The organism is Bergeyella anatis (assembly GCF_036016955.1).
GTDB lineage: Bacteria > Bacteroidota > Bacteroidia > Flavobacteriales > Weeksellaceae > JAYWXI01.
Window position 1 is genome coordinate 119803 of record NZ_JAYWXI010000005.1, and the last position, 25837, is coordinate 145639.

A 25837-nucleotide genomic window follows, 5' to 3' on the forward strand; every position below is an offset into this window, starting at 1 on the left:
ACAATTATGAGTTCATTTGTAGATTTTTTAAAAGGCTCTTATACCGAAGTTAAAGAAAAAATAGAATGGCCAAAATGGGCTGATTTACAATCTTCAACGATTGTGATTACCGTAGCTACCGTTTTGCTGGCTATTTTTCTTTTTGGTGTGGATACTTTCTTTAATAAGATTATACAGAATGCTTTGTCTATACTAATTAACCTATTCAATTAACAAAATTTAAAAATAAGTACACAGAGATGAGCGATTTGAAATGGTATGTACTGAAAGCTGTTAGTGGACAGGAAAACAAAGTCAAAAACTACATTGAGAATGAGATTCAGCGCTTGGGTTATGATTCTTATGTTACTCAGGTGGTGATTCCAATGGAGAAGGTTATCCAAATAAAGAATGGAAAAAAAGTGCCTAAAGAAAGGCCTTATTACCCTGGCTACTTAATGATTGAAGCTAATTTGATGGGGGAGATTCCACACGTTATAAAGAACATTCCGGGCGTAATTTCTTTTTTATCTCTGACTAAAGGAGGCGATCCTGTTCCGATGAGAAAAATCGAGGTAGACCGAATGTTGGGTCGTATGGATGAACTTTCCGAATTTGCAACGGATTTGGCTATTCCTTATGTGGTGGGCGAAAGCGTGAAAGTAGTGGATGGTCCTTTCAATGGCTTTAACGGAACGGTAGAGAAGGTTCTTGAGGATAAGAAAAAATTGGAAGTTTCGGTGATGATTTTTGGACGAAAGACTCCAATGGAGTTGAGTTATGTTCAAGTTGAAAAAGTGTAATGATTACAAATCATATAAGTATAACGTTCGAGTCAAGCTCGAACGTTTTTTATTTTAGCAAGTGGCTAAAATAAAAAAGAAAAAATGGGAGTAAGCCTCGGTAAATCGGAGAAACATGAAATCTTGTTGAAATATAATGATTTAATTATTGGCTATCTCAAAAAATATTTATAATTTTGCAAACTCAAATACCGGATTGTGAGGTGAGATAAACACTTCGGTAGGAATAATAAATGCTTCCAAACTCATTAATTATTCAAATTTTAAAAAACAAAAAATGGCTAAAAAAGTCTTTAAAATGGTAAAACTTCAGGTGAAGGGTGGCGCTGCTAACCCGTCTCCACCGGTAGGTCCAGCTTTGGGTTCTGCGGGGGTGAACATCATGGAGTTTTGTAAGCAATTCAACGGAAGAACTCAAGACAAGCCGGGGCAAGTATTGCCTGTTGTGATTACGGTGTACGAGGATAAGTCCTTTGACTTCGTGATTAAAACGCCTCCTGCTGCAATTCAACTTTTGGATGCGGCTAAGCTAAAAGGAGGTTCCGGTGAGCCAAACCGTAACAAAGTGGGATCAGTAACCTGGGAGCAAGTCCAAAAAATCGCTGAAGACAAAATGGCAGATCTTAACTGCTTTACTTTGGATTCTGCTATTAGCATGGTGGCAGGTACGGCAAGATCTATGGGGATCAAAGTAACAGGAACTAAACCAGCTAACGCTTAAAACTGAATGAAATGGCAAAATTAACGAAGAAACAAAAAGAAGCTTTAAGCAAAGTAGAAAAAGGTAGAATCTACAGCCTAGAAGAAGGTTCTGCGCTGGTAAAAGAAGTTAATACTGCGAAATTTGATGCCTCTGTAGACATTGCGGTTAGACTTGGGGTTGACCCAAGAAAAGCCAATCAAATGGTAAGAGGGGTGGTTTCTCTTCCTCACGGAACAGGTAAGGATGTAAAAGTTCTTGCGTTGGTTACTCCGGATAAGGAAGCGGAAGCTAAGGAAGCAGGTGCGGATTTTGTTGGTTTAGATGAGTACTTGGACAAAATCAAAAACGGATGGACGGATGTGGACGTTATCGTAACCATGCCTGCTGTCATGGGTAAATTAGGTCCATTGGGTAGAGTTTTAGGGCCAAGAGGTCTTATGCCGAACCCTAAGTCTGGAACGGTAACGATGGAAATCGGAAAAGCGGTTTCGGAAGTGAAATCCGGTAAGATTGATTTTAAAGTAGACAAGTACGGTATCGTACACGCGGCAATCGGAAAAGTATCTTTCGATGCAGAGAAGCTTAAAGAAAACGCGGCTGAGCTTTTACAGACTCTTCAGAAGCTGAAACCAACAGCGGCTAAAGGAACTTATGTGAAGTCGATTTATCTTTCTTCTACCATGAGCCCCGGAATTGCAATCGATACTAAATCTGTAAACTAAAATCTGTAAGACAATGAGAAAAGAAGATAAAGTAACCGTTATACAGGAGATAAAGGATCTTTTGCAAGATGCGAAAAACATCTATGTAGCGGATCTTGAAGGCTTGAATGCAGCGAGAACTTCAGATTTTAGAAGACAAGCATTTAAGAATAACATCAAGGTAAAAGTGGTGAAGAACACCCTTTTGCAAAAAGCCATGGAACAGATCGAGGGCGTAGATTTCTCCGAAATGTTTGGCACTTTCAAAGGGAACTCTGCCCTTATGATTTCCGAGACGGCTAATGCTCCGGCGAAGCTGATTAAGGACTTCAGAAAGAAAGAGGAGAAACCTGCTTTGAAGTCGGCTTATTTGCAAGAAACTTTCTACATCGGTGATAATAATTTGGATACTCTTGCGAGCATCAAATCTAAGGAAGAAATGCTTGGCGAGATTATCGGATTGCTTCAGTCTCCGATCAAGAGAGTACTCTCTGCGCTTGAGAACAAATCTGAAGGTGCGGAGTCTAAAACCGAGGAGGCTGCCGGAGAGGAGGCTGCTTCTGCTGAATAATTTACACTCAAAAAATATCATAATCAACAACTAAAAACATTATTAAAATGTCAGATTTAAAAAATTTAGCTGAAACGCTAGTAAACCTTACTGTAAAAGACGTAAACGAATTGGCTGCTATCCTTAAGGATGAGTACGGAATTGAGCCTGCTGCTGCGGCTGTAGTAGTTGCAGGTGGTGCTGCTGCAGGTGAAGCTGCTGAAGAGAAAACAGAATTCGATGTAATTTTGAAATCTGCAGGTGCTTCTAAGTTGGCTGTTGTTAAATTGGTGAAAGATCTTACAGGTGCAGGTCTTAAAGAAGCAAAAGACATCGTAGACGGTGCTCCTGCTCCAATTAAGCAAGGTGTTCCAAAAGACGAAGCAGAAGCGCTTAAGAAGCAACTTGAAGAAGCTGGTGCTGAAGTAGAATTGAAGTAAGCTCACTTTACGGTGAATACGATAGGCCCATCCTTTTAGGATGGGCTTTTTTATTTGAATGAGGGATTAAATTCAGAATTTCTTCAGAATTTCCAAGCACCTTTGCGGCAGTAATTTTACTTAACAAAAGATAAAATAATGAAAAAAGCACTTGCCGCGGGGCTGTTCGGTTTATTCCTCCTAACGATCGGCTGCAAAAAGGAAAAAGAGGACAAAGAGCAGGAGATGGTTTATCCGGTGACAACGGCCTTAACGAAAGATACGGTTGTGGTCAAGGAATATGTAGCTCAAATTCGTTCCCAAAAAAACATCGAAATCCGCGCGAAAGAGCAAGGCTTTTTGCAAGGGGTTTATGTGGACGAAGGGCATTATGTTCGGGCGGGGCAACCGTTGTTCCAAATTATGCCGCAGCTGCTTCAGGCTGAGGTTCAAAAAGCTCGGGCAGAAGTTAATCAGGCGTCCATTGAGCTTCAGAATGCGTCGGTATTGTCGGGGAGCAATGTGGTTTCGGTTAACGAGAAAAAAATGGCTCAGGCGAAGTTGGAAGCTGCCAAAGCCGAGTTGAAATTGGCCCAAACCAAACTGTCTTTTACGACTATTCGGGCGCCTTTTTCGGGAGTGATTAATCGTTTACCTCTGAAAATCGGAAGTTTGGTAGAGGAGGGGGCTTTGCTCACGACGCTTTCCGACAATTCGGGGATTTACGGCTATTTTAATGTGTCGGAACCCGAGTATCTCAATTATGTGACGCACGGCTCCCAATACGGCGATGGGACGGTTACGTTGGTTATGGCAAACGGTCAGCCTTTCCCGGAGCAGGGAAAAATAGAAACGATTGAAGGCGAGTTCGATAGCGAGACAGGAAATATTGCCTTCAGGGCAAAATTCCCCAATTCCCAAAATATTTTAAGAAACGGCGAGACGGGAAAGATTCAAATGAAAATACCTTTGCCTTCTGCGCTGATTATTCCTCAGAAAGCCACGTATGAAATTCAGGACAAAACATATGTTTTTGTGCTTGAACCTAACGGTACGGTTTCTTCCCGAAACATCGAAGTGGCGTATGCAATGCCTGATCTTTACGTAGTGTCTTCGGGGTTAAAGGCTAACGAAAAGTTTTTGGTTGAGGGTATTCAGAAAGTGAAGGATGAGCAGCGGGTGCAAACGAAATTTCAATCGCCCAAGCAGGTGATGGCCTCACTCCGACTCAAGGCTAACTAAGAGGAAATAAGCATAAAGTAAAGAAGAATATTATGTTTGGCAAATTCATACGTCGTCCGGTTCTTTCCGTGGTGATTTCACTCATTGTCGTGTTTTTGGGGCTTTTATCGTTGGTCAAGCTCCCGGTAACTCAATTTCCTGCGATTTCGCCACCTAAGGTTAATATTGTGGCCGATTATCCCGGAGCAAACAACGAGTTAATGGTTAAATCCGTTATTACGCCTTTGGAACAGGCGCTTAATGGGGTTCCGGGGATGAAGTACATGACTTCGGCTTCGGGAAATGATGGGGAGGCTTCGATTCAGTTGGTTTTTAATTTGGGAGTGGATCCTAATGTGGCGGCGGTTAACGTTCAAAACAGGGTGTCGGCAGCGATTAATAAACTTCCGCCTTTGGTGGTTCGTGAGGGGGTGAAAATTTCTCGGGAGGAGCCCAATATGTTGATGTACGTGAATCTTTATAGTGACGATCCGAAGGCGGATCAGAAATTTTTGTTCAACTATGCGGACATCAATATTTTGCCAGAACTCAAACGTGTTGACGGGGTGGGTTTTGTGGATATTTTAGGGACGCGGGAGTATGCCATGCGGATTTGGCTGAAACCCGACCGCATGTTAGCGTATAATATCTCGGCCGACGAAGTAATGGAGGCCTTGAGTGACCAAAGTATCGAGGCTTCTCCGGGGAGAACGGGCGAGAGTTCAGGCAAGCGTTCGCAGGCATTTGTGTATATTTTGAAGTATCCGGGGCGGTATTCTACGGAGGCGGAATACGGCAATGTTATTCTGAAATCAAACGGCAATGGCGAGTTTGTCCGCTTGAAAGATGTGGCCGATATTGAATTTGGCAGTAATATGTACGATATTTATTCCACGCTCAATGGGAAGCCTTCGGCGGCTATTTCCATCAAACAGTCGTACGGATCGAATGCCAGCGAGGTGATTCACAATGTAAAGACGATGTTGGCGGGTTTGGAAAAAAGTTCGCTTCCTAAGGGGATGCATTATGAAATCAGTTATGATGTCTCCCGTTTCTTGGATGCTTCCATGGAAAAGGTGGTGCACACACTTTTTGAGGCATTTGTGTTGGTGGCGATTGTGGTATTTTTGTTTTTGGGCGATTGGCGTTCTACGCTTATTCCGACTTTGGCGGTTCCGGTTTCTCTTATTGGTACTTTTGCGGTTATGTCGGCGTTTGGCATTACGCTTAACTTGATTTCTTTGTTTGCTTTGGTGATGGCCATTGGGATTGTGGTGGACGATGCCATTGTGGTGATTGAGGCGGTGCATGCCAAGATGGAGAAAAATCATTTGTCTCCGTTGAAAGCGACGGAAGAAGCCATGCGTGAGATTAGTGGAGCCATTATTGCCATTACGTTGGTTATGGCGGCGGTTTTTATTCCGGTGGCTTTTATGTCGGGGCCAGTGGGGGTATTTTACCGTCAGTTTTCCATTACGATGGTTTCTTCGATTATATTGTCCGGCTTGGTGGCACTTACGCTTACGCCTGCTCTTTGTGCTTTGATTTTGAAAAACAATCACGGCAAGGCGAGAAAGAAGACGCCTATTACGGTGGTATTGGACAAATTTAACGGGTTGTTTACTAAAGGTCAGGTCCGATACAGCTCCATGCTTGGCAAAACCGTAACTCGGAAAATGATTACGTTACCGGTTCTTTTGGGCTTTTGCTTTGGGACTTATCTGTTGAGTAATCATTTGCCGTCGGGTTTTGTTCCGGGAGAGGATCAGGGGATGATTTATGCGATTATTCAGACGCCTCCGGGGTCGTCTTTGGAGCGGACAAATCAGATTTCGCACGATCTTCAGCGGAGTTCGGAAGCGATTGAAGGGGTGCAGTCGGTTTCGTCTTTGGCGGGGTACGAAATCCTTACGGAGAGTACGGGAGCGAATGCCGGAACTTGTCTCATTAATCTTAAAGACTGGAGTGAGCGGAAAGAAAGTGCTTCGGAAATCATTGAACAATTAGAGCAAAAGGCGAAAGAAATTCCGGGCGCGAATATTGAGTTTTTTCAACCGCCATCCATTCCGGGGTATGGTGCGGCGGGAGGCTTTGAACTCCGATTATTGGATAAAACGGGGAGTGGAGATTATCACATGATGGAAAAGGTGAGTAAGGATTTTGTGGCCGAACTGAAAAAAAGACCAGAATTAGGCTCAGTATTTACGTTTTATTCGGCGAGTTTTCCGCAGTATATGCTTCGGGTAGACAATGATCTTGCAGAGCAAAAGGGGCTGAGTGTAGGAAAAGCGATGGATAATTTATCGACGTTGATTGGCTCAAACTACGAAACGGGCTTCATTCGTTTCGGGAAGCCTTATAAGGTGATTGTTCAGGCCGGGCCGCAGTATCGGGCTTTGCCTCAGGATGTTTTGAAACTCTATGTGAAAAACGATAACGACCAGATGGTGCCGTATTCGGATTTTATGCGATTGGAAAAAGTGTACGGGCTTTCGGAAATTACCCGCCATAATATGTATAATTCGTCTGAGGTGAGCGGATCGCCTGCACCGGGATATAGCAGTGGCGATGCCATTAAGGCGATTCAGGAGGTGGCGGATCGGACTTTGCCCCGAGGGTTTGCAATTGATTGGGCGGGGATTTCCAAAGACGAAGTAGGGCGTGGCAATGAGGCGGTATATATCTTCTTAATTTGTTTGGGATTTGTGTACCTTATTCTTTCGGCTCAATACGAGAGTTTTATTTTACCACTTCCGGTGATATTATCTTTGCCGGCGGGTATTTTTGGGGCTTTCTTGTGTCTGAAGTTGGCGGGGCTGGAGAATAATATTTATGCGCAGGTGGCCATGGTGATGCTTATCGGTTTGTTGGGTAAGAATGCGGTCTTGATTGTGGAATATGCAATTCAACGAAAGGCTGAGGGGCTTTCGGTAAGGGAAGCGGCGTTGGAGAGTTCGGCGTTGCGTTTCCGTCCAATTTTGATGACTTCGTTTGCTTTTATTGCAGGGCTGATTCCTTTGGTTTTGGCTTCGGGGCCGGGGGCTTTGGGCAACCGTACGATTGGAACAGCGGCTGCGGGAGGAATGCTGATAGGTACTCTTTTCGGGTTGTTGATTATACCGGGACTGTATTACATTTTCGGAACGTTGGCAGAACGTTCTAAACTGGCAAAATACGAAGAAGAATATCCATTAACTGAAACCCTAAACGATGATGAACCTCTTTTATAAACCCACTTTAGCGGCTGCTTTTCTTGGCTTGGCTTTAATCGGCTGCAAGGCGCCTATGGCGACCAAGGTGAATGGCCAAGTGAAACAGGCGGTTCCTGAACATTTTCAGAATGAATCTGGCCTGAGCCAACGAAATACAGGGATGACGCCTTGGCGGGAGTTTTTTACGGACAAAACCCTTCAAGGGCTGATTGAAACAGCTTTGGCGAATAACCAAGATTTGCTCAAGACCTATCAGGAAATTGAGATTGCCAGAAGTAATGTGATGTATAGGAGCGGGCGGCTTTCACCGGAGGTTTCGGCCGGTTTGGGGCAAGGGGTTCGCAAGGCGGGGCGCTATACGAGTGAAGGAGCGGGCGATGCCGGTACGCAGATTGTACCGGGTAAGGAAACTCCCGATCCGCTTTTTAATACGGGGGGAGGGCTTTCCATGAATTGGGAAGTGGATATTTGGCATAAACTCCGTACCGAGAAGGAGTCGGCTGTGGCGCATTACTTATCCACGGTGGAGGGGAAAAACTTTATTCTTTCGAGTTTGATTGCCGAAGTGGCGGATAATTACTACGAACTTTTGGCATTGGATAATCAATTGGATATTGTTCATCGCTATATTGAGATCAATGAGCGGGCTTTGGAGATTTCTAAGATCTTAAAACAGGCGTCGGCAGGAACGGAATTGGGCGTGAAAAAATTTGAAGCCGAATTAGCAAAATCCAAAGCCCAAGAGTATATGGTAAAACAATCGATAGCCGAGAAAGAAAACCAGATTAATGCACTTTTGGGACGGTTTCCCCAGTCCATAGAGCGGGATAAATCGGGATTGGTTTCGGCGGTGCCATCGGCGGTTTATTCGGGGATTCCTGCTCAGTTGCTCTCGAATCGTCCGGATATTCGTGCGGCAGAATACGAGTTGAAATCGGCCCAATTGGATGTTGAAGCGGCTCGGAAGGAATTTTATCCTTCTTTGGGAATCTCTGCCACTTTAGGATTGGAGGCGTTTAAACCCAATTATCTTCTGAAAATGCCGGAATCTTTGGCGTATAATTTGGCGGGGGAATTGGCAGGACCGCTGATTAATAAAAGTGCGATAAAGGCTAACTTTGCAACGGCGGATGCCCGTCAGCTCCAGGCTTTGTACGAATACGATAAAACGATTATCAATGCTTACGTGGAAGTGGCTAATTTGATGTCTAAAATTCAGAATATCGGTCATTATTATGAACTCAAATCGCAGGAAACTCATGCTTTGGAGGAGTCGATTGAGGTGGCTAATCTACTTTTTAAAAATTCAAGGGCAGATTATTTGGAAGTTTTGATGAACAATAGAGATATTCTGGATGCCAAAATGGAAATGGTGGAAGCCAAGAAAAACCAGCTTACCGCTGTAACGGACATCTACAAGAGTTTAGGGGGAGGGTGGCAGTAGGCTGCCTTTTCTTTTTTTAATTTTAAGGATAATTTTCGTAAATTTTGGGTCATGAAAATACTGGTGGTGGAAGATGAAAAACAGCTGTCTGAAAGCATTGTGGAATATTTTTCCAAGCAATACCAAATGGAGATGGCTTATACTTATGCGGAAGCGGTGGCTAAAGTTAGGGATTACGATTACGATTGTATTCTGTTGGATTTGACTTTGCCGGACGGCAACGGGCTTAGCGTTTTGAAAATGCTCAAGGAGGAGAATAAGACGGATGGGGTCATTATCATTTCGGCAAAGGATTCTTTGGAGGACAAAATTACGGGGTTGGAACTCGGGGCGGATGATTATTTGCCGAAGCCTTTTCATCTTTCGGAATTAGGGGCGCGCATGGCTTCGGTTATTCGGCGGCGGCGTTTTGAGGGGAAGTCGGTTCTTCAGGTTAATGATCTTGTGATCGATACGGAAGCCAAAACGGTGAGCTATTTGGGGCAGTTGATCGATTTGACCAAAAAAGAATATGAGCTTTTGGTTTATCTTGCGGTTAATCGCAATAGGGTGATTTCTAAAGATGCCATTGCGGAGCATATTTCCGGTGAACAAGCGGAGTATTTGGGCAATTACGACATCATCTATGCCCATATTAAAAACTTGAAGAAAAAATTGACGGCCAGTGGGGCGGGCGATTACCTTCGATCCGTCTATGGCATGGGGTATAAGTACGAAGTTTTATGAAATTAACCCAGTATATTTCGTTGCGATTTATTGGGATAGCGGCTTTGATGGGGCTGCTTTCCATTCCTGTTTTTTATGTGGTTTTATCGAAAATCATGCAGGAAAATATCGACCGTAATTTGGATTTTCAAAAACAATGGTTGATTAACCAAATGCGTTACACTACGCCGGAAAACTTTAGTAAATACAATCAGGATATAGCGATTCAGGAGGTTACCGAGATTCTTCGGAAGAGCGATCGGTATACCAATCGGGTTTTGCCGGATGGGAGGACGAATGATTTGGAGAACCATCGGATTTTGGATTTTTATAAGGAAGTGAACGGAAAGACGTATCATTTTAAGATTAAAAAATCGTTGTTGGAAAATCAGAAGATTCTTAAAACGATTGCTTTTTTGCAATTGGTCTTTTTTTCCATTTTGTTTTTGGCGCTTATTTGCATTAACCGCTTGGTTCGGCATCGGGTTTGGCAGCCTTTTTATGAGGTTTTGGGGGATTTGCAGAAGTACCGCATAGACCACCATAATTTTTCTGTTCCTAAGCGTTCCCCGGTAGCCGAGATGAATGATCTCAATGCTTCTTTAGCGGACTTGGTGGAGCGCAATCGGGTGTTGTATTCGGCACAGAAAGAATTTACCGAGAATGCTTCTCACGAATTGCAAACGCCTTTGGCGGTGATTCAAAATAAACTGGAAATGCTTCTGCAAACGGAACCGCTAACTGAGCAGCAGGTGCAATACATCGAAGATATTTACCATGCCAACCAAAAGCTTTCTAAAATGAACCGAGGGCTTCTTCTTTTGGCCAAAATTGAAAATCATCAGTTTGAGAGGCATTGCGAGGTGTCTTTGCGACGTCTTTGCGAGAAAACCTTATCGGATTTGCAGTCTTTGTTTGGGGACAAAATGTTGGCGGTTTCTTCTTTCTATCAGACGGATAAAGTGGTGGATGCCAACGAAACGCTGATGCAGATTCTTTTGGGGAATTTGTTGTCTAATGCGTTTCGGTATGCTCCCGAGCGGGGGGTACTGGAGGTTTATCTTTCGGAAGAATCCTTGACGGTGAGTAATACGGCTGAGGGAGGTGCTTTGGATGAATCGATGCTTTTTCGTCGTTTCAAGAGTCAAGGGGGGCATAAGGACGGTAATGGTTTGGGGTTGGAGATCAGCAGGAAAATTTGCGGATTGTACGGATGGTCGCTTCGGTATTTCTTTTTTGAAGGGTGCCATCGGTTTACCATAAAATTTTGATTGAAAAAGAGGGGTTGTTTTTGGTTTTATGGGTGGTTTTTTGTAATTTTGCAGTTCTTTTGGCGCTAATTAATTGTTTGTAAACCAGTAAAATATTGAGATTCAACTCTTTCGGTGTTTCCGGAAGGGGTTTCGTGTTTTCGGGGGTACGCTTTGGTTTTCGTCATCAGAATAAACTAAGAAAAAATATTTTGCACTACGCCGTGAAAAGATATACCGGTGTTGCAGTTAGGAAAGATTTTAAGAGCGGTGGCTCGGGATTTTGAAAATCAGGACTTTACTTACATGATCGTATGAAAAGCGCCAAATTTTCTCGAAAAGTTTTGATTTTCTATTTCTCTGGTTCTCTGTTTTTTTTAATTCTTTTCTGATATTTTTTAGATAAGAACAAAATATTTTTTAATCAACACTTTTACTATTACTTCATTATGAGTAAAACAAAAGAAACGCAAAAGACCGTGGAAATGCCGGCTAAGGGAAGAATTAATTTTTCTTCTGCGAAAGGCCGTGTGCAAGCGCCGGACTTTTTGGATGTGCAATTGCAGTCCTTTAAGGAGTTCTTCCAGCTTGACACGCTTCCTGAAAACAGGGTTCATGAAGGGCTTTACAAAACATTCCAAGAGAACTTTCCGATTACGGATTCTAGAAACCAGTTTGTTTTGGAATTTTTGGATTATTTGGTGGATTCGCCACGTTATTCCATCGACGAGTGTGTGGAGCGAGGGCTTACGTATTCTGTCCCTTTGAAAGCCAGACTCAAACTTTATTGTACGGATCCCGAACATGAAGATTTCCAAACGGTTATTCAGGACGTTTATTTGGGGCCAGTGCCTTACATGACGCCATCCGGTTCGTTTATTATTAACGGTGCGGAGCGGGTTATTGTAACGCAATTACATCGTTCTCCGGGGGTTTTCTTCGGACAGACTTACCATGCGAACGGGACCAAACTCTATTACTCTAGAATTATTCCTTTCAAGGGGTCTTGGATGGAATTTACCACGGATATTAACAACGTGATGTATGCGTACATCGACCGTAAGAAAAAGCTTCCTTTGACGACGCTTCTTCGTGCGATTGGTTACGAATCCGATAAGGATATTCTTCAGATTTTCGATCTTGCGGAGGAAGTGAAGGTTTCCAAGGCGGCGTTGAAGAAGGTGGAAGGACGTACGCTAGCGGCTCGTGTGCTTAACACTTGGTTTGAGGATTTTGTGGATGAAGATACCGGAGAGGTGGTTTCCATCGAACGGAACGAGATTATTCTCGATCGTGAGACGGTGTTGGAGAAAGAGCATATCGATATGATTTTGGAGGCGGGAGTGAAATCTATTTTGATTCACAAAGAAAACTCCAACGAATTTTCGATTATTCAAAATACGCTTCAAAAAGACCCGACCAATTCGGAGAAAGAAGCGGTGGAGTATATCTACCGTCAGTTGAGAAATGCCGATCCGCCGGATGAGGAAACCGCTCGCGGAATCATCGAAAAGCTTTTCTTCTCCGAGCAGCGTTACTCTTTGGGTGAAGTAGGCCGTTACCGTTTGAATAAAAAATTAGGGCTTAACATTTCGGTGGATACGGAAGTTTTGACCAAAGAAGATATTATTGCCATCGTGCGTCACCTGATCGAGTTGGCCAATTCTAAAGCAGAGGTGGACGACATCGATCACCTTTCTAATCGTCGGATTAAAACGGTTGGCGAGCAATTGGCGGGGCAGTTTGGCGTTGGGCTTTCTAGAATTGCAAGAACGATTCGCGAGCGGATGAACGTTCGGGATAACGAGATCTTTACGCCGGTGGATTTGGTGAATGCCAAGACTCTGACTTCTGTGATTAATTCGTTCTTTGGAACGAACCAGTTGTCTCAGTTTATGGATCAGACCAACCCGCTTTCTGAAATTACGCACAAGAGAAGGTTGTCGGCTTTAGGGCCAGGCGGTCTTTCCAGAGAAAGAGCCGGGTTTGAGGTTCGGGACGTTCACCACACCCACTACGGAAGGATTTGTCCGATTGAGACGCCGGAAGGGCCAAACATCGGTTTGATTTCTTCGTTGGGAATTTATGCGAAAATCAATAACTTAGGGTTTATAGAGACGCCTTATCGTAAAGTGGAAGGCGGTAAAGTGGATCTTTCCGGTGAGCCTATTTACCTTAACGCGGAGGACGAAGAAGAAAAAGTAATTGCTCAGGCTAACGTGGAGCTCAGCGAGGACGGAAGTTTTGAGACGGATCGGATTATTGCTCGTTTGGATGGCGATTATCCTGTGGTTGAACCTAATGAGGTAAACCTTATGGATGTGGCTCCGAACCAAATTTCGGGAATATCGGCTTCTTTGATTCCTTTCTTGGAGCATGACGATGCGAACCGGGCGTTGATGGGATCGAACATGATGCGTCAGGCGGTTCCTTTGTTGAAGCCTCAGGCCCCTATCGTAGGGACTGGCTTGGAGAAGCAGGTGGCAAAAGATTCCAGAATTCTTATCAATGCCGAAGGTGACGGTGTGGTTGAATATGTGGATGCCGACAAAATCGTAATCAAGTACGAGCGAAGCGAGGATGAAGATATTGTAAGCTTTGACTCGGCCACCAAAACGTATAATCTGACCAAGTTTAGAAAAACCAACCAATCAACGACAATTACGTTGAGACCGAACGTCAGAGTGGGCGATAAGGTAGAGAAAGGTCAAGTGCTTTGCGACGGTTATGCAACCGAAGACGGCGAATTGGCTTTGGGACGTAACTTGGTGGTGGCGTTCATGCCTTGGAAGGGGTATAACTTCGAGGATGCGATTGTAATCAACGAGAAGGTGGTTCGTGAAGACTGGTTTACTTCGATCCACGTGGATGAATATTCTTTGGAGGTTCGGGATACGAAACTGGGGATGGAAGAGCTTACTTCGGATATTCCTAACGTGTCTGAAGACGCAACCAAGGATTTGGATGAAAACGGTATGATCCGCATCGGGGCTGAGGTTAAGCCTGGCGATATTATGATCGGTAAGATTACGCCGAAAGGAGAATCCGATCCTACGCCGGAAGAAAAACTTCTTCGTGCGATTTTCGGTGATAAGGCCGGGGATGTGAAGGATGCATCCCTTAAAGCAGACTCTTCGCTTAGAGGGGTGGTGATCAACAAAAAACTCTTCTCTAGAAATATTAAAGACAAGAAAAAGCGGGCTGAAGAAAAATTGAAGCTTGAAGAAATCGAAAATAGCTTTAAGGCTAAATTTGATGAGTTGAGAAATGTTTTGATCGAGAAGCTCAATTCGTTGGTTAGCGGAAAGACCTCGCAAGGTGTGAAGAACGATTTGGATGAAGAGGTGATTGGTAAAGGGGTTAAATTCACTCAGAAACTATTGACATCCATCGACGAGTATATCAATATCAACGGTTCGGATTGGACGGTCGATGCGGATAAGAACGAGTTGATTAAACAATTGATTCATAACTATAAGATTAAATACAACGACCTTCAAGGGGTGAAAAACCGGGAGAAGTTTGCGGTTTCCATTGGGGACGAACTTCCTGCGGGTATTATGAAGTTGGCGAAGGTTTATATTGCCAAGAAGCGTAAGTTGAATGTTGGGGATAAAATGGCGGGACGTCACGGAAACAAGGGGATTGTATCGCGAATCGTTAGAGAGGAGGATATGCCGTTCCTAGAAGACGGGACGCCGGTTGACATTGTGCTTAACCCGCTGGGGGTGCCTTCGCGGATGAACATCGGTCAGATTTACGAGACGGTGTTAGGCTGGGCCGGTAAAAAGCTGGGATTGAAATTTGCTACGCCGATTTTTGACGGAGCTTCTTTGGACGAAATCACCAAATACACCGACGAGGCGGGCTTGCCGAAATACGGTAATACGTACCTTTATGACGGCGGTACTGGGGAGCGTTTCACTCAGCCGGCTACGGTAGGGGTGATTTATATGTTGAAGCTTGGTCACATGGTGGACGATAAGATGCATGCGCGTTCCATTGGTCCATACTCTCTTATCACGCAGCAGCCGCTTGGAGGTAAAGCTCAGTTTGGTGGTCAGCGTTTTGGAGAGATGGAGGTTTGGGCATTGGAGGCGTTTGGTGCGTCCAACATCCTTCGCGAGATTTTGACTGTGAAGTCGGACGATGTGATTGGTCGGGCGAAAACCTACGAAGCCATTGCGAAAGGAGAGGCTATGCCAGAGCCGGGTATTCCGGAGTCATTCAACGTTTTGTTGCATGAGCTTCAGGGGCTTGGTCTGGACGTAAGGCTTGAAGAGTAATTGTGGGACACCGGGTGGGGTTCTGCCCGGGGATCACTCAAAATCGTTTTTTTGAAATTAAAACGCTACTCAAAACATTTTTAATGATTTCGGAATGCGGGTCAGGATTGACCTTTTCGGAATCGGCAATTTAAACTAAGAATTATGTCAAATAAAAATAAATCAAGCAGATTTAGCAAAATCACCATTGGTTTGGCTTCGCCGGAATCCATTCTTCAGGAATCCAGAGGAGAGGTTCTAAAGCCTGAAACCATCAACTACAGAACGCATAAGCCGGAAAGAGACGGTTTGTTCTGTGAAAAAATCTTCGGTCCGGTAAAAGACTACGAATGTGCCTGCGGAAAGTATAAGCGTATCCGTTATAAGGGGATTGTCTGCGACCGTTGTGGGGTGGAAGTTACCGAGAAGAAAGTGCGTCGTGAGCGCATCGGGCATATCAATTTAGTGGTGCCTGTGGCTCATATTTGGTACTTCCGTTCTTTGCCTAACAAGATTGGTTATCTTTTGGGGTTACCTTCCAAGAAGTTGGATATGATCATTTACTATGAAAGGTATGTGGTTATTCAGCAGGGGATTGCCAAGAAAACCGATGGTTCGGACTTCGACGAAATGGAATTCCTTACGGAAGAAGAATATTTGGACGTATTGGAAACTTTACCGATTGAGAATCAGTATTTGGATGATTCCGATCCGAATAAATTTATCGCTAAGATGGGAGCTGAGGCGGTTGAGGAACTTCTTAAGCGGATTGACCTTGATGCGTTGTCTTTCGATTTGAGACACAAGGCGCACAACGAAGGTTCGAAGCAGAGAAGAACCGAGGCGCTTAAGCGTCTTAATGTGGTGGAGGCGCTTCGAGGCGCGAACACACGTATGATTAACCGTCCGGAATGGATGGTGATGAGGGTTCTACCGGTTATTCCGCCAGAACTTAGACCTTTGGTGCCGTTGGATGGAGGTCGCTTTGCGACTTCGGATCTTAACGATCTTTACCGTAGGGTGATTATCCGAAACAATCGTTTGAAGCGGTTGTTGGAGATTAAGGCGCCTGAGGTGATCTTGAGAAATGAGAAGCGGATGCTTCAGGAAGCGGTGGATTCTTTGTTTGATAATACGAGAAAATCGTCTGCGGTGAAATCCGAATCCAATCGTCCTTTGAAGTCGCTTTCCGATTCATTGAAAGGAAAGCAAGGGCGTTTCCGTCAAAACCTTTTGGGGAAACGGGTGGATTACTCCGCACGTTCGGTAATTGTTGTTGGGCCTAACCTGCAGCTTCACGAATGCGGTATTCCTAAGGATATGGCGGCGGAACTTTATAAACCGTTTATTATTCGGAAATTGATTGAAAGGGGGATTGTTAAAACTGTAAAATCAGCTAAACGAATTATCGATCGTAAGGAGCCAGTGGTGTACGATATTCTTGAGAACGTGATGAAAGGTCATCCGGTTCTTCTCAACAGGGCACCTACGCTTCACCGTTTGGGGATTCAGGCTTTCCAGCCTAAGATGATTGAAGGGAAGGCGATTCAGCTTCACCCGTTGGTAACGACGGCTTTTAACGCCGACTTTGACGGGGACCAGATGGCGGTACACTTGCCTTTGGGGCCTGAGGCGATTTTGGAGGCTCAGCTTTTGATGTTGGGCTCTCAAAACATCCTTAACCCGGCGAACGGTTCTCCGATTACCGTTCCTTCTCAGGACATGGTATTGGGGCTTTATTTTATGACCAAGGAGGCCCACTCTACGGAGGAGCATAAGGTGAAGGGTGAAGGGCTGGCGTTTTACTCTCCGGAAGAGGCGGAAATCGCTTATGCGGAGGGACGTGTTTCTTTGAACGCGAAAGTAAGATGCCGTCTGCCAATTAAAGAAAACGGAGAGCTGGTTACTCGACTAATCGAGACGACGGTGGGCCGAATTCTTTTCAACCAGATTGTGCCTAAGGAAGTAGGATACATTAATGAACTTTTAACTAAAAAATCCTTGAGAAACGTTATCGGTCGAATTCTTGCCGATACGGATTTCCCGACGACGGTAAAGTTCTTGGACGATATGAAAGATTTGGGGTATTCCAACGCTTTCAAAGGAGGGTTATCGTTCTCTTTGGCGGATATTGTGGTGCCGGAAGAGAAGAAAACCATGATTGCCAAGGCCGTTGAAAACGTGGACGAAATCAAGGCCAATTATAACATGGGTCTAATCACCGATACGGAAAGGTATAACCAGGTGATTGACGTTTGGACTAATACCAATGCCGGATTGACCGAGATGATTATGAGTCGGATGAAGACCGATCAGGGCGGGTTTAACTCGGTATACATGATGTTGGATTCTGGAGCGCGGGGGTCTAAGGAACAGATTCGTCAGCTTTCCGGTATGCGGGGGCTAATGGCGAAGCCTCAGAAGGCGGGCTCTACGGGGGCTGAAATCATCGAGAACCCGATTGTGGCTAACTTTAAGGAAGGGCTTTCCATCTTGGAGTACTTTATCTCAACCCACGGGGCGCGTAAGGGACTTGCGGATACGGCGCTTAAGACGGCGGATGCCGGATACTTGACCAGAAGGTTGGTGGACGTGGCTCAGGACGTGATTATTACCGAGGACGATTGCGGTACATTGAGAGGAACGGAAGTGACTCCTTTGAAGAAGAATGATGAGGTGGTCGAGAAACTTTCGGAGCGTATTTTGGGAAGGGTGTCATTGCATGACGTTTACCATCCTGAAACCGATGAGCTGCTTGTTCATGCGGACGAGTTGATTAACGAGGAATTGGCCAAAGCGATTGAACAGTCGGGTATCGAAGCGGTAGAGGTTCGTTCTCCGCTGACGTGTGAGGCTAAGAAAGGAATCTGTGCGAAGTGTTACGGAAGAAACTTGGCTACGGGCAAGATGATTCACATGGGAGAAGCCGTTGGTGTGATTGCGGCTCAGTCGATTGGAGAACCGGGAACGCAGCTTACGCTTAGAACCTTCCACCAAGGGGGTACGGCAGGTAACGTGTCGGAAAATCCTTCGATTGTGGCCAGACGTGACGGTATCGTTGAAATGGATGAAGTAAGAACAGTAACTTCCGAAAACGAATTTGGAGAAGTTCAGGAAGTGGTGGTTTCACGTTCGACGGAGTTCCGTTTGGTTGCCGATAATGAAACCAGAACGCCTTTGATGGTTGCGAATATTCCTTACGGTTCGGCATTGTCGGTGAAACCGGGGGACAAAGTGAAAAAAGGCGATCTTATTGCCAAATGGGATCCGTATAATGCGGTAATCATTGCCGAGACGGCTGGTAAGGTAGAGTACGAGGATATTATCCAAGGGGTATCGTTCCAGTTGGAGATTGACGAACAGACCGGTTTTGAGGAGAAAGTGATCTCGGAATCTCGGAATAAAAAGGCGGTACCAACCCTTAAAGTGGTGGACACCAAAGGGGAGGAGCTTAAATCTTATAACCTTCCGGTAGGCGCCCACTTGATGGTTAACGACGGGGAGAAGATTAAGGCGGGTAAAGTCCTTATTAAAATTCCGAGAAAATCAGCTAAGGCTGGGGATATTACGGGAGGTCTTCCTCGGGTAACCGAATTGTTTGAAGCCAGAAACCCATCGAATCCTGCGGTTGTTACCGAGATTGACGGGGTGGTTTCTTATGGAAAAATCAAGAGAGGTAACCGAGAGCTTATCGTAGAGGCCAAAACAGGCGAGAGAAAAATTTATCTCGTGAAGTTATCCAACCAGATTTTGGTTCAGGAGAATGACTTTGTGCGTGCGGGCTCTCCGCTTTCCGATGGTTCGGTAACACCGGATGACATCCTTCGGATTAAGGGGCCAACGGCGGTACAGGAGTATTTGGTTAACGAGATTCAGGAGGTTTACCGTTTGCAAGGGGTGAAGATCGACGACAAACACTTTGAAATTATTGTTCGTCAGATGATGACCAAAGTTTCGATTGTGGATGGCGGTGATACGCAGTTCTTGGAAGGGGCTTTGGAGCACAAGTACGACTTCTTGGAGGAAAACAACCGTATTTTTGGAATGAAGGTGGTTGTGGATGCTGGGGATTCCAAAGAGTTCAAGCCGGGACAGATGATTACGGCGCGCGAGCTTCGTGACGAGAATTCTAAACTGAAGCGTGAAGATTTGCAGTTGGTGGAAGTTCGTGAGGCTCTACCGGCAACGGCAACGCCTGTGCTTCAGGGGATTACCCGGGCGGCGCTTCAGACCAAATCGTTCATGTCGGCGGCGTCCTTCCAGGAAACGACCAAAGTGCTTAACGAAGCGGCGGTATCCGGTAAGGTGGACGAACTCAACGGCTTGAAGGAAAACGTGATCGTAGGTCACCGTATTCCTGCAGGAACAGGGTTGAAAGAGTACCAAAACGTCATCGTCGGATCCAAAAAAGAATTTGAAGATCTAAACTAATAATTCGAGGTCGGGAGTTCGAAATTAAGATTTTAATGGTTATATTTGCCTTAATGTTCTTATCGGACTTCCGACTTTTTTAATTAACATTTTAAATACTTTTAAACATGGACAACAATCAAAACCAAGATCAAAACATCAACATTCAATTGAACGAAATGGTGGCTGCAGGAGTTTATTGCAACTTGGCACTAGTAAACCACTCGCCTTCCGAGTTTGTATTGGATTTCATTCAACTAATGCCTGGGGTTCAGCAAGCTAACGTGAGATCAAGAGTGATTTTGGCTCCTCTTCATGCGAAGAGAGTTCTTCAAGCTCTTCAGCAAAATATCGCCAATTACGAACAACAGTTTGGTGAAATTAAAGAAGTAGAACCTTTTGTTTTGGGTGGAAATAACGCGCCTCAAGCGTAAAATATTCTTTATTTTATTGAAAATCTCATTCTTTAGTTTTAAGAATGAGATTTTTTTATTTATTTTGAATCGTAAAAATGACCTCTATGAAGAAAAAAATACTATTTGCTTGCTCGTTCTTTGCTTTCATGCTTCAGGCGCAGGATTCCGATACGCACTTAAAGAGAGTTGCACTTCAAAAACAACTTGGGAAATTTAAGACCGAGAGGGCTCAGTTTAATGCGTCCACGAAGACGTTTGGTTTATACCTTGGATAACGTAAAGAGCGAGCAGGAGTTTTATGTCCGTTTACCCAAAAGGGCTTATGTGATTAAGGCGGATAGCCGGGGGGCAACTTTTTTCACTTCCACACTTATTCTTAAATAAGATGAGGTATTTTTTGGGACTGTTCTTATTATTCGGGTTGTGCTTTTGTCAGCAAAGGCATTGGTCGAAAGGTGGGGGCGTCCGAGTGCTTTCGGCAGAGAAAAGCAAATGGTATGGAGGAGTGAAAGGCGTTCGCGGGGAACATTACAAAATTGTTTTGTCGGTTTCTGAGCGTTTTCGGTCGTCTTCTTGGCGGCTGAGAGCCGGTGAGGTTGAGGTGCCTTTGAAAGTTATCCGAACAGAAGAAGGCAACGGGATGTTTTGGCTTGAGGGGACGTATTCTTATTCTGCCGTACGGCATTATGGCGAAGACGGGAGGACGAATCCACTCCCGATGCGCTATGAGCTTCTTTATGAAGATTCGTCGGGGGCGAATTATAAAGTGGAAATGCCTCCGTTTAAGACCACGGAGTCTACTGTTTATCCCTAACGGGGATTTTGATTTATTTTTAGTTTTGGTGGGAATGTTTTGGGTTCCCGCCAATTTTTATGTGACGAAAAGAAAAGACGATAATGAAAAAAACAGCAATTTTGGTTTGGGCTTTATGGTCGGTGCAGATTTCGGCTCAGGAAACGGAAAGAGAGAGCGTGGTGGATAGCGTGGTCATCAAGGCCAGAACCAAAGTGAAACAAGAACGGAAAGAGTTTTTTAAACATGCCCAATCGACAGAAATTGTTTCGGCTTATGAGATTGAACGCAACAACCCTCATTTTATCGAACAATCTTTGGGAACGATGGCAGGGGTGCAGGTGGATAAACGAACGCAGTTCGGGGGGCAACGTGTGGTGCTTCGTGGCTATGGTAATGATCAGAAATTTAATAATTGGGGGGTGAAATTCTACCTTAACTCGGCACCGATTACCAATGCGGACGGAGTAACGGTACTGGAGGATTTGGATTTTTCCCTCATTAATACTATCGAAGTGATCAAGGGGTCGGCTTCCACTCTTTATGGTGGAGGAACGGGCGGTGCGGTTCGCTTCTATATTCGGCCGGAAACCCAAAAAGGGACTTATTTATCGGAAGCATTGGCATTGGGATCTTTTGGCCTTTTTCAATCCAATACGAAATTGGAGGCGGTGACGGATCAGGCGAGTATTATGCTGAATTATGGGCATGTGGAAAGCCAAGGGTTTAGGCCTCGAGGAAATACGAGAAAAAATAATTATGCATTCATGGGGGAGTTTAAGCTGGCTCCATCCCATCGTTTAACGGTTTATGCCAGCCATAACAACTCGTTTGAGGGGGTCACGGGACAGATTTCCCTTCAGGATTATTATGAGGGCAGAGATCCCGGAAACGGGGCCTATGCTCGGAAAAATGCGGCAAATCACTTTATTGCGAGTCGGATGATTGTGGGGCATCAGTGGAAAATTAATACGGGGTTTACCCAGTCTACCTCGGTGTTTTTTAGTCTTTTGGATACCAAACGAACGGCAGCGGGAGCGGCCGAACATTCCCAACAGCCGGGATACGGTGTTCGCTCTGAGCTTAAATGGGTTAGGCCTATGGCGGAACATTTCGAAAACGAAATGGAAGTCGGCGGAGAGTATTTGGTTTCCCGTGCTTTGATTTCCAATTATCGTTTTGATGGCAGCTTGGATAAGCCGGATTTGCAGACCCGTCCTTTGGCTAGAAGAGGGACGTACTTCAAGTATGATAATTATAACTTTTCTTTGTTTTTGACCAACCGTTTGACTTATCGTCCGTTGGGGATGTCTGTTTTACTCGGGGTTAGCGCAAATACGTTGGGGTATGATCGTACGGATCTGTTGGCCTATCCGGGGCTTTTGGACGGGTATGATAAAGACACTTCGTTTAAAAAATCGTTTCCGGTGGTTTTTACGCCTCACGTGGCTTTGCAGAAAAAATGGCGAAGCCAGCTCTTTAATTTGAGTTATAGTGAAGGGTATAATGCGCCCACGGCTTCTACGGCTTTTGTTTCGGCTACGGGGCTGGCCAACGATGCCCTAAAGGCAGAACGGGCTAGGATGTGGGATTTTTCGGTTCATGGGCTTTTGGATAAGACCCGGCTGGATTATCAGGTTTCGTTGTTCGATATTCGGGTGCAGGACAAACTGACGCAGCTATGGGCGGATGATGGTGCGGGAGGCGTTTATTCCTATTGGGGAAATACGGGGCATCAAGTGAATCGGGGGCTGGAACTGAGCTTGGGGTATGCTTATAATACGGCCGGTTTGGTGAGTAAGATTTTGCCTTATTTCAATTTTTCCAAGTACGATTTTAGATACCGTTCGTTCAATACGGGAGGGGTAGATTATTCGGGCAACAAGGTGGTAGGTGTTCCGTCGGTGAAGTACTCTTTGGGCTTGGATTTTGAAACGAAATACGGGTTTTATTTGCGTCAGACGTTCAATTATCTCAGCGATGTCTACACGGATTTTGCAAATGAAATTAATGTGAAAGGATTTCACCAATACCATGCGAAAGTGGGGTATAAAAAAGAGTTTGGACGTTGGGCTTTGGAGGCTTATTTGACGGGGAATAACCTGACCAACAGGGTGAATTATTCGTTTCTTTTCGTGGGTAATGCGGTGGGTGATACGGATTTGGGCAACGGGTATCCTGTCGGAGTTACTACGGATGTGAATCCCGGGCCTTCCAGGGCTTATTTTTTTGGTGGTACGACGGTGAAATATACTTTTTAATGCGTTTTCGAGAAGTTGAAAGAAGAGCCTCCTTTGAAAGAAGGGGGCTCTTTTTTTTGTTTAGATAAAAGAGAGGAATGTAATTGACGGAAAATAAGTATATTTAACCTCAAAGTCTGACGAATGGGAAAGCAGCCTTTGGTGGTCGTGGCGATTGGTTTGGCTTGCGGTATTTTGCTGCGGGAGTATACGGTATGGAGTTTCGGGATGGTGGTGGCTGCTGTTATATTGTTGGTTTTACTGGCTTTGGTTTTGATTTTTGGAAGGCTTCGGGGGATTTATTTGGCTGTTGGGCTTCCGTTGCTTTTTTTGTTGTTGGGAGTGGTGTTGCACGACCGTCATTGGCGTATACCGGAGTGGCCGCCGTTGGAGGGGGAAAACGAAATGGTTTTTAAACTTTCCAAAAAACTAAATACCAATGCCAAATACAATAGGTATGAAGTCTTATGGTCTACCAATGAGCGAAGGGTGCCTTTGGTGATTTCGGTGCCTCTTTCCGAAGCGCCGTTGGATTATGAGCATTATTATAAGGCTAGAGGGAAGGTTTATCGCGTAAAAGGGGCTGGAAATTCTTATCAATTTGATTATGCCCGTTTTTTATCCCGGCAGGGGATTTATTTTCAGGCTTATGTTTCGGGGCGGGTTTCGTCGGCTTTGCGGGAGGATTTGTCTTTGGCGGAAAAAGTCAGGCAGAAACGTTTGGAGGCTTTGGCGCGGATAGACGGGGCTTCGTTGTCGCGGCATAGTTCGGCTTTTCTCAAAGGGGTGATTTTGGCGGATCGTACGGGGATGGACGAGGAGGTGGTTCGGGATTTTCGCCGGAGTGGGCTGGCGCATCTGCTGGCGATTTCGGGAACGCATATCGGCATTATCTTCGGGGTGTTTTATTTTTTGTTTCTTCGGATTGGCGTCGGGCGTTATCGGCGTTATGCCGTAATGGGCAGCTTGGTGATGGTTTGGTTGTTTGCTTTTTTTATTGGTTGGGGCAGTTCGGTGCTTAGGGCTTGTATCATGTTGACTTCTTATTTTGGGTATATGGTGTTGCAGCGCAAGTCGGATGGAGTTCATGCTTTGGGATTGGCGGCTTTGGTTATTCTTTTGTTGGATACGAATCAATTGTTTCATGTGGGGTTTCAGTTGAGTTTTGCGGCTGTTTCGGGAATTTTGGGGCTGGCTCGCCCTTTGCTTCGCCTTTTCCCAGCGTCTAAAAACTCTTTTTTGAAATTTTGTTATTCGGCGGCAGCGGTAACGGTGGCAGCTCAATTGGCTACACTGCCTTTGCTTTTGTTTCATTTTCATCAGTTTTCGGTGGTCTCCTTTGGGGCTAATTTTTTGATGTTTCCTTTTGCCCAAACGGTGATTATTGCTTCTTTGGTCATGGCTTTGGGGCTAGGCTTAGGGCTGAAATGGCTGTTTTTGGAAAAGGTCTATGACGTAGTTATCGGTTGGTTTTTGGCTGCGGTGCGGTGGTTCGGAAACGTGGAGGCCGGGATTAACGATTCGGTTTCTTTTTCTTTGGGGGAAACGGTTTTGGCTTTCTGTGTTTTGGGAGCTCTTTACCGTGTTTTGAGGTTCGGAACACTGAAAAATCGTTTGATTTTATGGGCTTCGGTGTTGACTTTGGTTTTAGGGCGTACGGCGGTAGGGATTTATCATCAAACGTGCGAGGAACTGGTGGTGCATTCGCATTATTCGGGACGTTTGTTCTCTGTGAAGACAGGCGGAAACGTGGTGGTTTGGGTGGATGACCGTGTGGATTGGGCGGCGGCGAAGGAGCGTGTGATTAAACCCTATCTGCATTACCGAAGGGTTGGGCTTGGGCATTGTGTGGTGAAACGAATGCCGGAACATGCCCGTTTGGTGCGTTGGAGAGGGCGGGTTTACGATTTGTCGGCGGCGGAAGACTAATAGTTAGGCGGTATTGGAGCTTGGTTTGTTTTGTTATTTAGAAAGATTATAAACTATAGGATTTTGATAAATCTCACTTCCAGTTACCTTAACATTTTTTTAACTTTGTGAAAATTAAAATAATCAAATTATATGGCAGGTTTAACGAGTTCTACGATCGGTAGAAAGTACGCAATGGCATTGTCTGCAATGTTTTTGCTGGTTTTTCTTGTGATGCACTTGGCGATTAATTTTTTGTCGGTGATCAATGCAGAGGCTTTCAACGAAGCATCCCATTTTATGGGCAAGAATCCTTTAGTTCAGTATCTTATGCAGCCCATTCTTTTATTTGCGGTGATTTTTCACTTTGTGATGGGTTTTGTTCTCGAACTGAAAAACAATAAGGCTAGACCGGTAAAGTATGCCGTGAACGGAGCAGCGTCTAACTCCAGTTGGATGTCCAGAAATATGATTGTTTCGGGGGCTGTTGTTTTGGCTTTTTTAGCTTTGCATTTGGTTGATTTCTGGGTGCCTACGATTTCTAAAAATTATTTTGGAGCGGGCGGTTTGGAGACCGAGTTTGAGCATTTGCAGGAGAAATTCACCCAACTTTGGCGAGTGGTATTTTATGTGATTTGCTTTGTGTTGCTTGGGTTGCACTTGGCTCACGGGTTTCAGTCGTCATTCCAGTCGGTGGGGGCTAGACATCCTAAGTACACGCCGGTGATTTCCGCTTTGGGGAATTGGTATTCCGTTCTTATTCCTGCGGGCTTCATTTTTGTGGCTGTTTTTCATTATGTAACACAATTGTAATAATA

At 44.9% G+C, this 25837-nt stretch carries 19 protein-coding genes; all 19 read left to right on the plus strand.

The window, feature by feature from the left end; all coding sequences use genetic code 11:
- Positions 1-6 precede the first annotated feature (6 nt).
- Positions 7-213, plus strand: a complete 207-nt coding sequence (secE, locus tag VQ048_RS05445) for a preprotein translocase subunit SecE (RefSeq protein ID WP_327610680.1) — start codon at positions 7-9, stop codon at positions 211-213.
- Between the two features lie 26 nt (positions 214-239).
- Positions 240-782 (plus strand): transcription termination/antitermination protein NusG, encoded by a 543-nt coding sequence (nusG, locus tag VQ048_RS05450; RefSeq protein ID WP_327610681.1) that lies wholly within the window; start codon positions 240-242, stop codon positions 780-782.
- 277 nt (positions 783-1059) lie between these two features.
- A complete protein-coding gene (rplK, locus tag VQ048_RS05455; RefSeq protein ID WP_327610682.1) occupies positions 1060-1503 on the plus strand; it encodes a 50S ribosomal protein L11 in 444 nt (147 codons plus the stop codon).
- Between the two features lie 11 nt (positions 1504-1514).
- Positions 1515-2207 carry a 50S ribosomal protein L1 gene (gene rplA, locus VQ048_RS05460; protein WP_327610683.1) on the plus strand — a complete coding sequence of 231 codons (693 nt, stop codon included), beginning with the start codon at positions 1515-1517 and terminating at the stop codon, positions 2205-2207.
- A 13-nt stretch (positions 2208-2220) separates the two neighbouring features.
- Positions 2221-2757, plus strand: a complete 537-nt coding sequence (rplJ, locus tag VQ048_RS05465; protein WP_327610684.1) for a 50S ribosomal protein L10 — start codon at positions 2221-2223, stop codon at positions 2755-2757.
- A 47-nt stretch (positions 2758-2804) separates the two neighbouring features.
- Entirely contained in the window at positions 2805-3176 is a 372-nt protein-coding gene (gene rplL, locus VQ048_RS05470) for a 50S ribosomal protein L7/L12 (protein WP_327610685.1), read from the plus strand.
- 138 nt (positions 3177-3314) lie between these two features.
- Positions 3315-4397, plus strand: coding sequence for an efflux RND transporter periplasmic adaptor subunit (locus tag VQ048_RS05475; RefSeq protein ID WP_327610686.1), 1083 nt, complete (start codon positions 3315-3317; stop codon positions 4395-4397).
- A gap of 32 nt (positions 4398-4429) precedes the next feature.
- Positions 4430-7606: an efflux RND transporter permease subunit gene (locus VQ048_RS05480; protein ID WP_327610687.1), complete on the plus strand. Its 3177-nt coding sequence runs from the start codon at positions 4430-4432 to the stop codon at positions 7604-7606.
- A complete protein-coding gene (locus tag VQ048_RS05485) occupies positions 7587-9032 on the plus strand; it encodes a TolC family protein (RefSeq protein WP_442872812.1) in 1446 nt (481 codons plus the stop codon). Before VQ048_RS05480 ends, VQ048_RS05485 begins: the two co-directional genes overlap by 20 nt.
- 51 nt (positions 9033-9083) lie before the next feature.
- Positions 9084-9758: a response regulator transcription factor gene (locus tag VQ048_RS05490; protein WP_327610688.1), complete on the plus strand. Its 675-nt coding sequence runs from the start codon at positions 9084-9086 to the stop codon at positions 9756-9758.
- Positions 9755-11008, plus strand: a complete 1254-nt coding sequence (locus VQ048_RS05495) for a sensor histidine kinase (protein WP_327610689.1) — start codon at positions 9755-9757, stop codon at positions 11006-11008. Before VQ048_RS05490 ends, VQ048_RS05495 begins: the two co-directional genes overlap by 4 nt.
- A gap of 428 nt (positions 11009-11436) precedes the next feature.
- Positions 11437-15273, plus strand: coding sequence for a DNA-directed RNA polymerase subunit beta (gene rpoB, locus VQ048_RS05500; protein WP_327610690.1), 3837 nt, complete (start codon positions 11437-11439; stop codon positions 15271-15273).
- 144 nt (positions 15274-15417) lie between these two features.
- The gene (gene rpoC, locus VQ048_RS05505) at positions 15418-19683 is read left to right on the plus strand and encodes a DNA-directed RNA polymerase subunit beta' (RefSeq protein WP_327610691.1); all 4266 of its coding nucleotides are present in this window, start codon (positions 15418-15420) and stop codon (positions 19681-19683) included.
- A 107-nt stretch (positions 19684-19790) separates the two neighbouring features.
- Entirely contained in the window at positions 19791-20096 is a 306-nt protein-coding gene (locus VQ048_RS05510) for a DUF3467 domain-containing protein (protein ID WP_327610692.1), read from the plus strand.
- Positions 20097-20182: 86 nt separating this feature from the next.
- On the plus strand, positions 20183-20353 hold the full coding sequence (locus tag VQ048_RS05515; RefSeq protein ID WP_327610693.1) for a hypothetical protein: 171 nt from the start codon (positions 20183-20185) through the stop codon (positions 20351-20353).
- Between the two features lie 110 nt (positions 20354-20463).
- Positions 20464-20892 (plus strand): hypothetical protein, encoded by a 429-nt coding sequence (locus VQ048_RS05520; RefSeq protein WP_327610694.1) that lies wholly within the window; start codon positions 20464-20466, stop codon positions 20890-20892.
- A gap of 83 nt (positions 20893-20975) precedes the next feature.
- A complete protein-coding gene (locus VQ048_RS05525) occupies positions 20976-23132 on the plus strand; it encodes a TonB-dependent receptor (protein ID WP_327610695.1) in 2157 nt (718 codons plus the stop codon).
- 123 nt (positions 23133-23255) lie between these two features.
- Positions 23256-25040: a ComEC/Rec2 family competence protein gene (locus tag VQ048_RS05530; protein WP_327610696.1), complete on the plus strand. Its 1785-nt coding sequence runs from the start codon at positions 23256-23258 to the stop codon at positions 25038-25040.
- A gap of 132 nt (positions 25041-25172) precedes the next feature.
- Complete coding sequence (locus VQ048_RS05535; protein ID WP_327610697.1) at positions 25173-25832, plus strand: succinate dehydrogenase cytochrome b subunit; 660 nt, start codon at positions 25173-25175, stop codon at positions 25830-25832.
- Positions 25833-25837 lie beyond the last annotated feature (5 nt).

What these genes read in the sequence shown, in the direction of transcription:
- secE (WP_327610680.1), top strand. Translation starts at nt 7, where the DNA reads ATGAGTTCATTTGTAGATTTTTTAAAAGGCTCTTATACCGAAGTTAAA.
- nusG (WP_327610681.1), top strand. Translation starts at nt 240, where the DNA reads ATGAGCGATTTGAAATGGTATGTACTGAAAGCTGTTAGTGGACAGGAA.
- rplK (WP_327610682.1), top strand. Translation starts at nt 1,060, where the DNA reads ATGGCTAAAAAAGTCTTTAAAATGGTAAAACTTCAGGTGAAGGGTGGC.
- rplA (WP_327610683.1), top strand. Translation starts at nt 1,515, where the DNA reads ATGGCAAAATTAACGAAGAAACAAAAAGAAGCTTTAAGCAAAGTAGAA.
- rplJ (WP_327610684.1), top strand. Translation starts at nt 2,221, where the DNA reads ATGAGAAAAGAAGATAAAGTAACCGTTATACAGGAGATAAAGGATCTT.
- rplL (WP_327610685.1), top strand. Translation starts at nt 2,805, where the DNA reads ATGTCAGATTTAAAAAATTTAGCTGAAACGCTAGTAAACCTTACTGTA.
- VQ048_RS05475 (WP_327610686.1), top strand. Translation starts at nt 3,315, where the DNA reads ATGAAAAAAGCACTTGCCGCGGGGCTGTTCGGTTTATTCCTCCTAACG.
- VQ048_RS05480 (WP_327610687.1), top strand. Translation starts at nt 4,430, where the DNA reads ATGTTTGGCAAATTCATACGTCGTCCGGTTCTTTCCGTGGTGATTTCA.
- VQ048_RS05485 (WP_442872812.1), top strand. Translation starts at nt 7,587, where the DNA reads ATGATGAACCTCTTTTATAAACCCACTTTAGCGGCTGCTTTTCTTGGC.
- VQ048_RS05490 (WP_327610688.1), top strand. Translation starts at nt 9,084, where the DNA reads ATGAAAATACTGGTGGTGGAAGATGAAAAACAGCTGTCTGAAAGCATT.
- VQ048_RS05495 (WP_327610689.1), top strand. Translation starts at nt 9,755, where the DNA reads ATGAAATTAACCCAGTATATTTCGTTGCGATTTATTGGGATAGCGGCT.
- rpoB (WP_327610690.1), top strand. Translation starts at nt 11,437, where the DNA reads ATGAGTAAAACAAAAGAAACGCAAAAGACCGTGGAAATGCCGGCTAAG.
- rpoC (WP_327610691.1), top strand. Translation starts at nt 15,418, where the DNA reads ATGTCAAATAAAAATAAATCAAGCAGATTTAGCAAAATCACCATTGGT.
- VQ048_RS05510 (WP_327610692.1), top strand. Translation starts at nt 19,791, where the DNA reads ATGGACAACAATCAAAACCAAGATCAAAACATCAACATTCAATTGAAC.
- VQ048_RS05515 (WP_327610693.1), top strand. Translation starts at nt 20,183, where the DNA reads ATGAAGAAAAAAATACTATTTGCTTGCTCGTTCTTTGCTTTCATGCTT.
- VQ048_RS05520 (WP_327610694.1), top strand. Translation starts at nt 20,464, where the DNA reads ATGAGGTATTTTTTGGGACTGTTCTTATTATTCGGGTTGTGCTTTTGT.
- VQ048_RS05525 (WP_327610695.1), top strand. Translation starts at nt 20,976, where the DNA reads ATGAAAAAAACAGCAATTTTGGTTTGGGCTTTATGGTCGGTGCAGATT.
- VQ048_RS05530 (WP_327610696.1), top strand. Translation starts at nt 23,256, where the DNA reads ATGGGAAAGCAGCCTTTGGTGGTCGTGGCGATTGGTTTGGCTTGCGGT.
- VQ048_RS05535 (WP_327610697.1), top strand. Translation starts at nt 25,173, where the DNA reads ATGGCAGGTTTAACGAGTTCTACGATCGGTAGAAAGTACGCAATGGCA.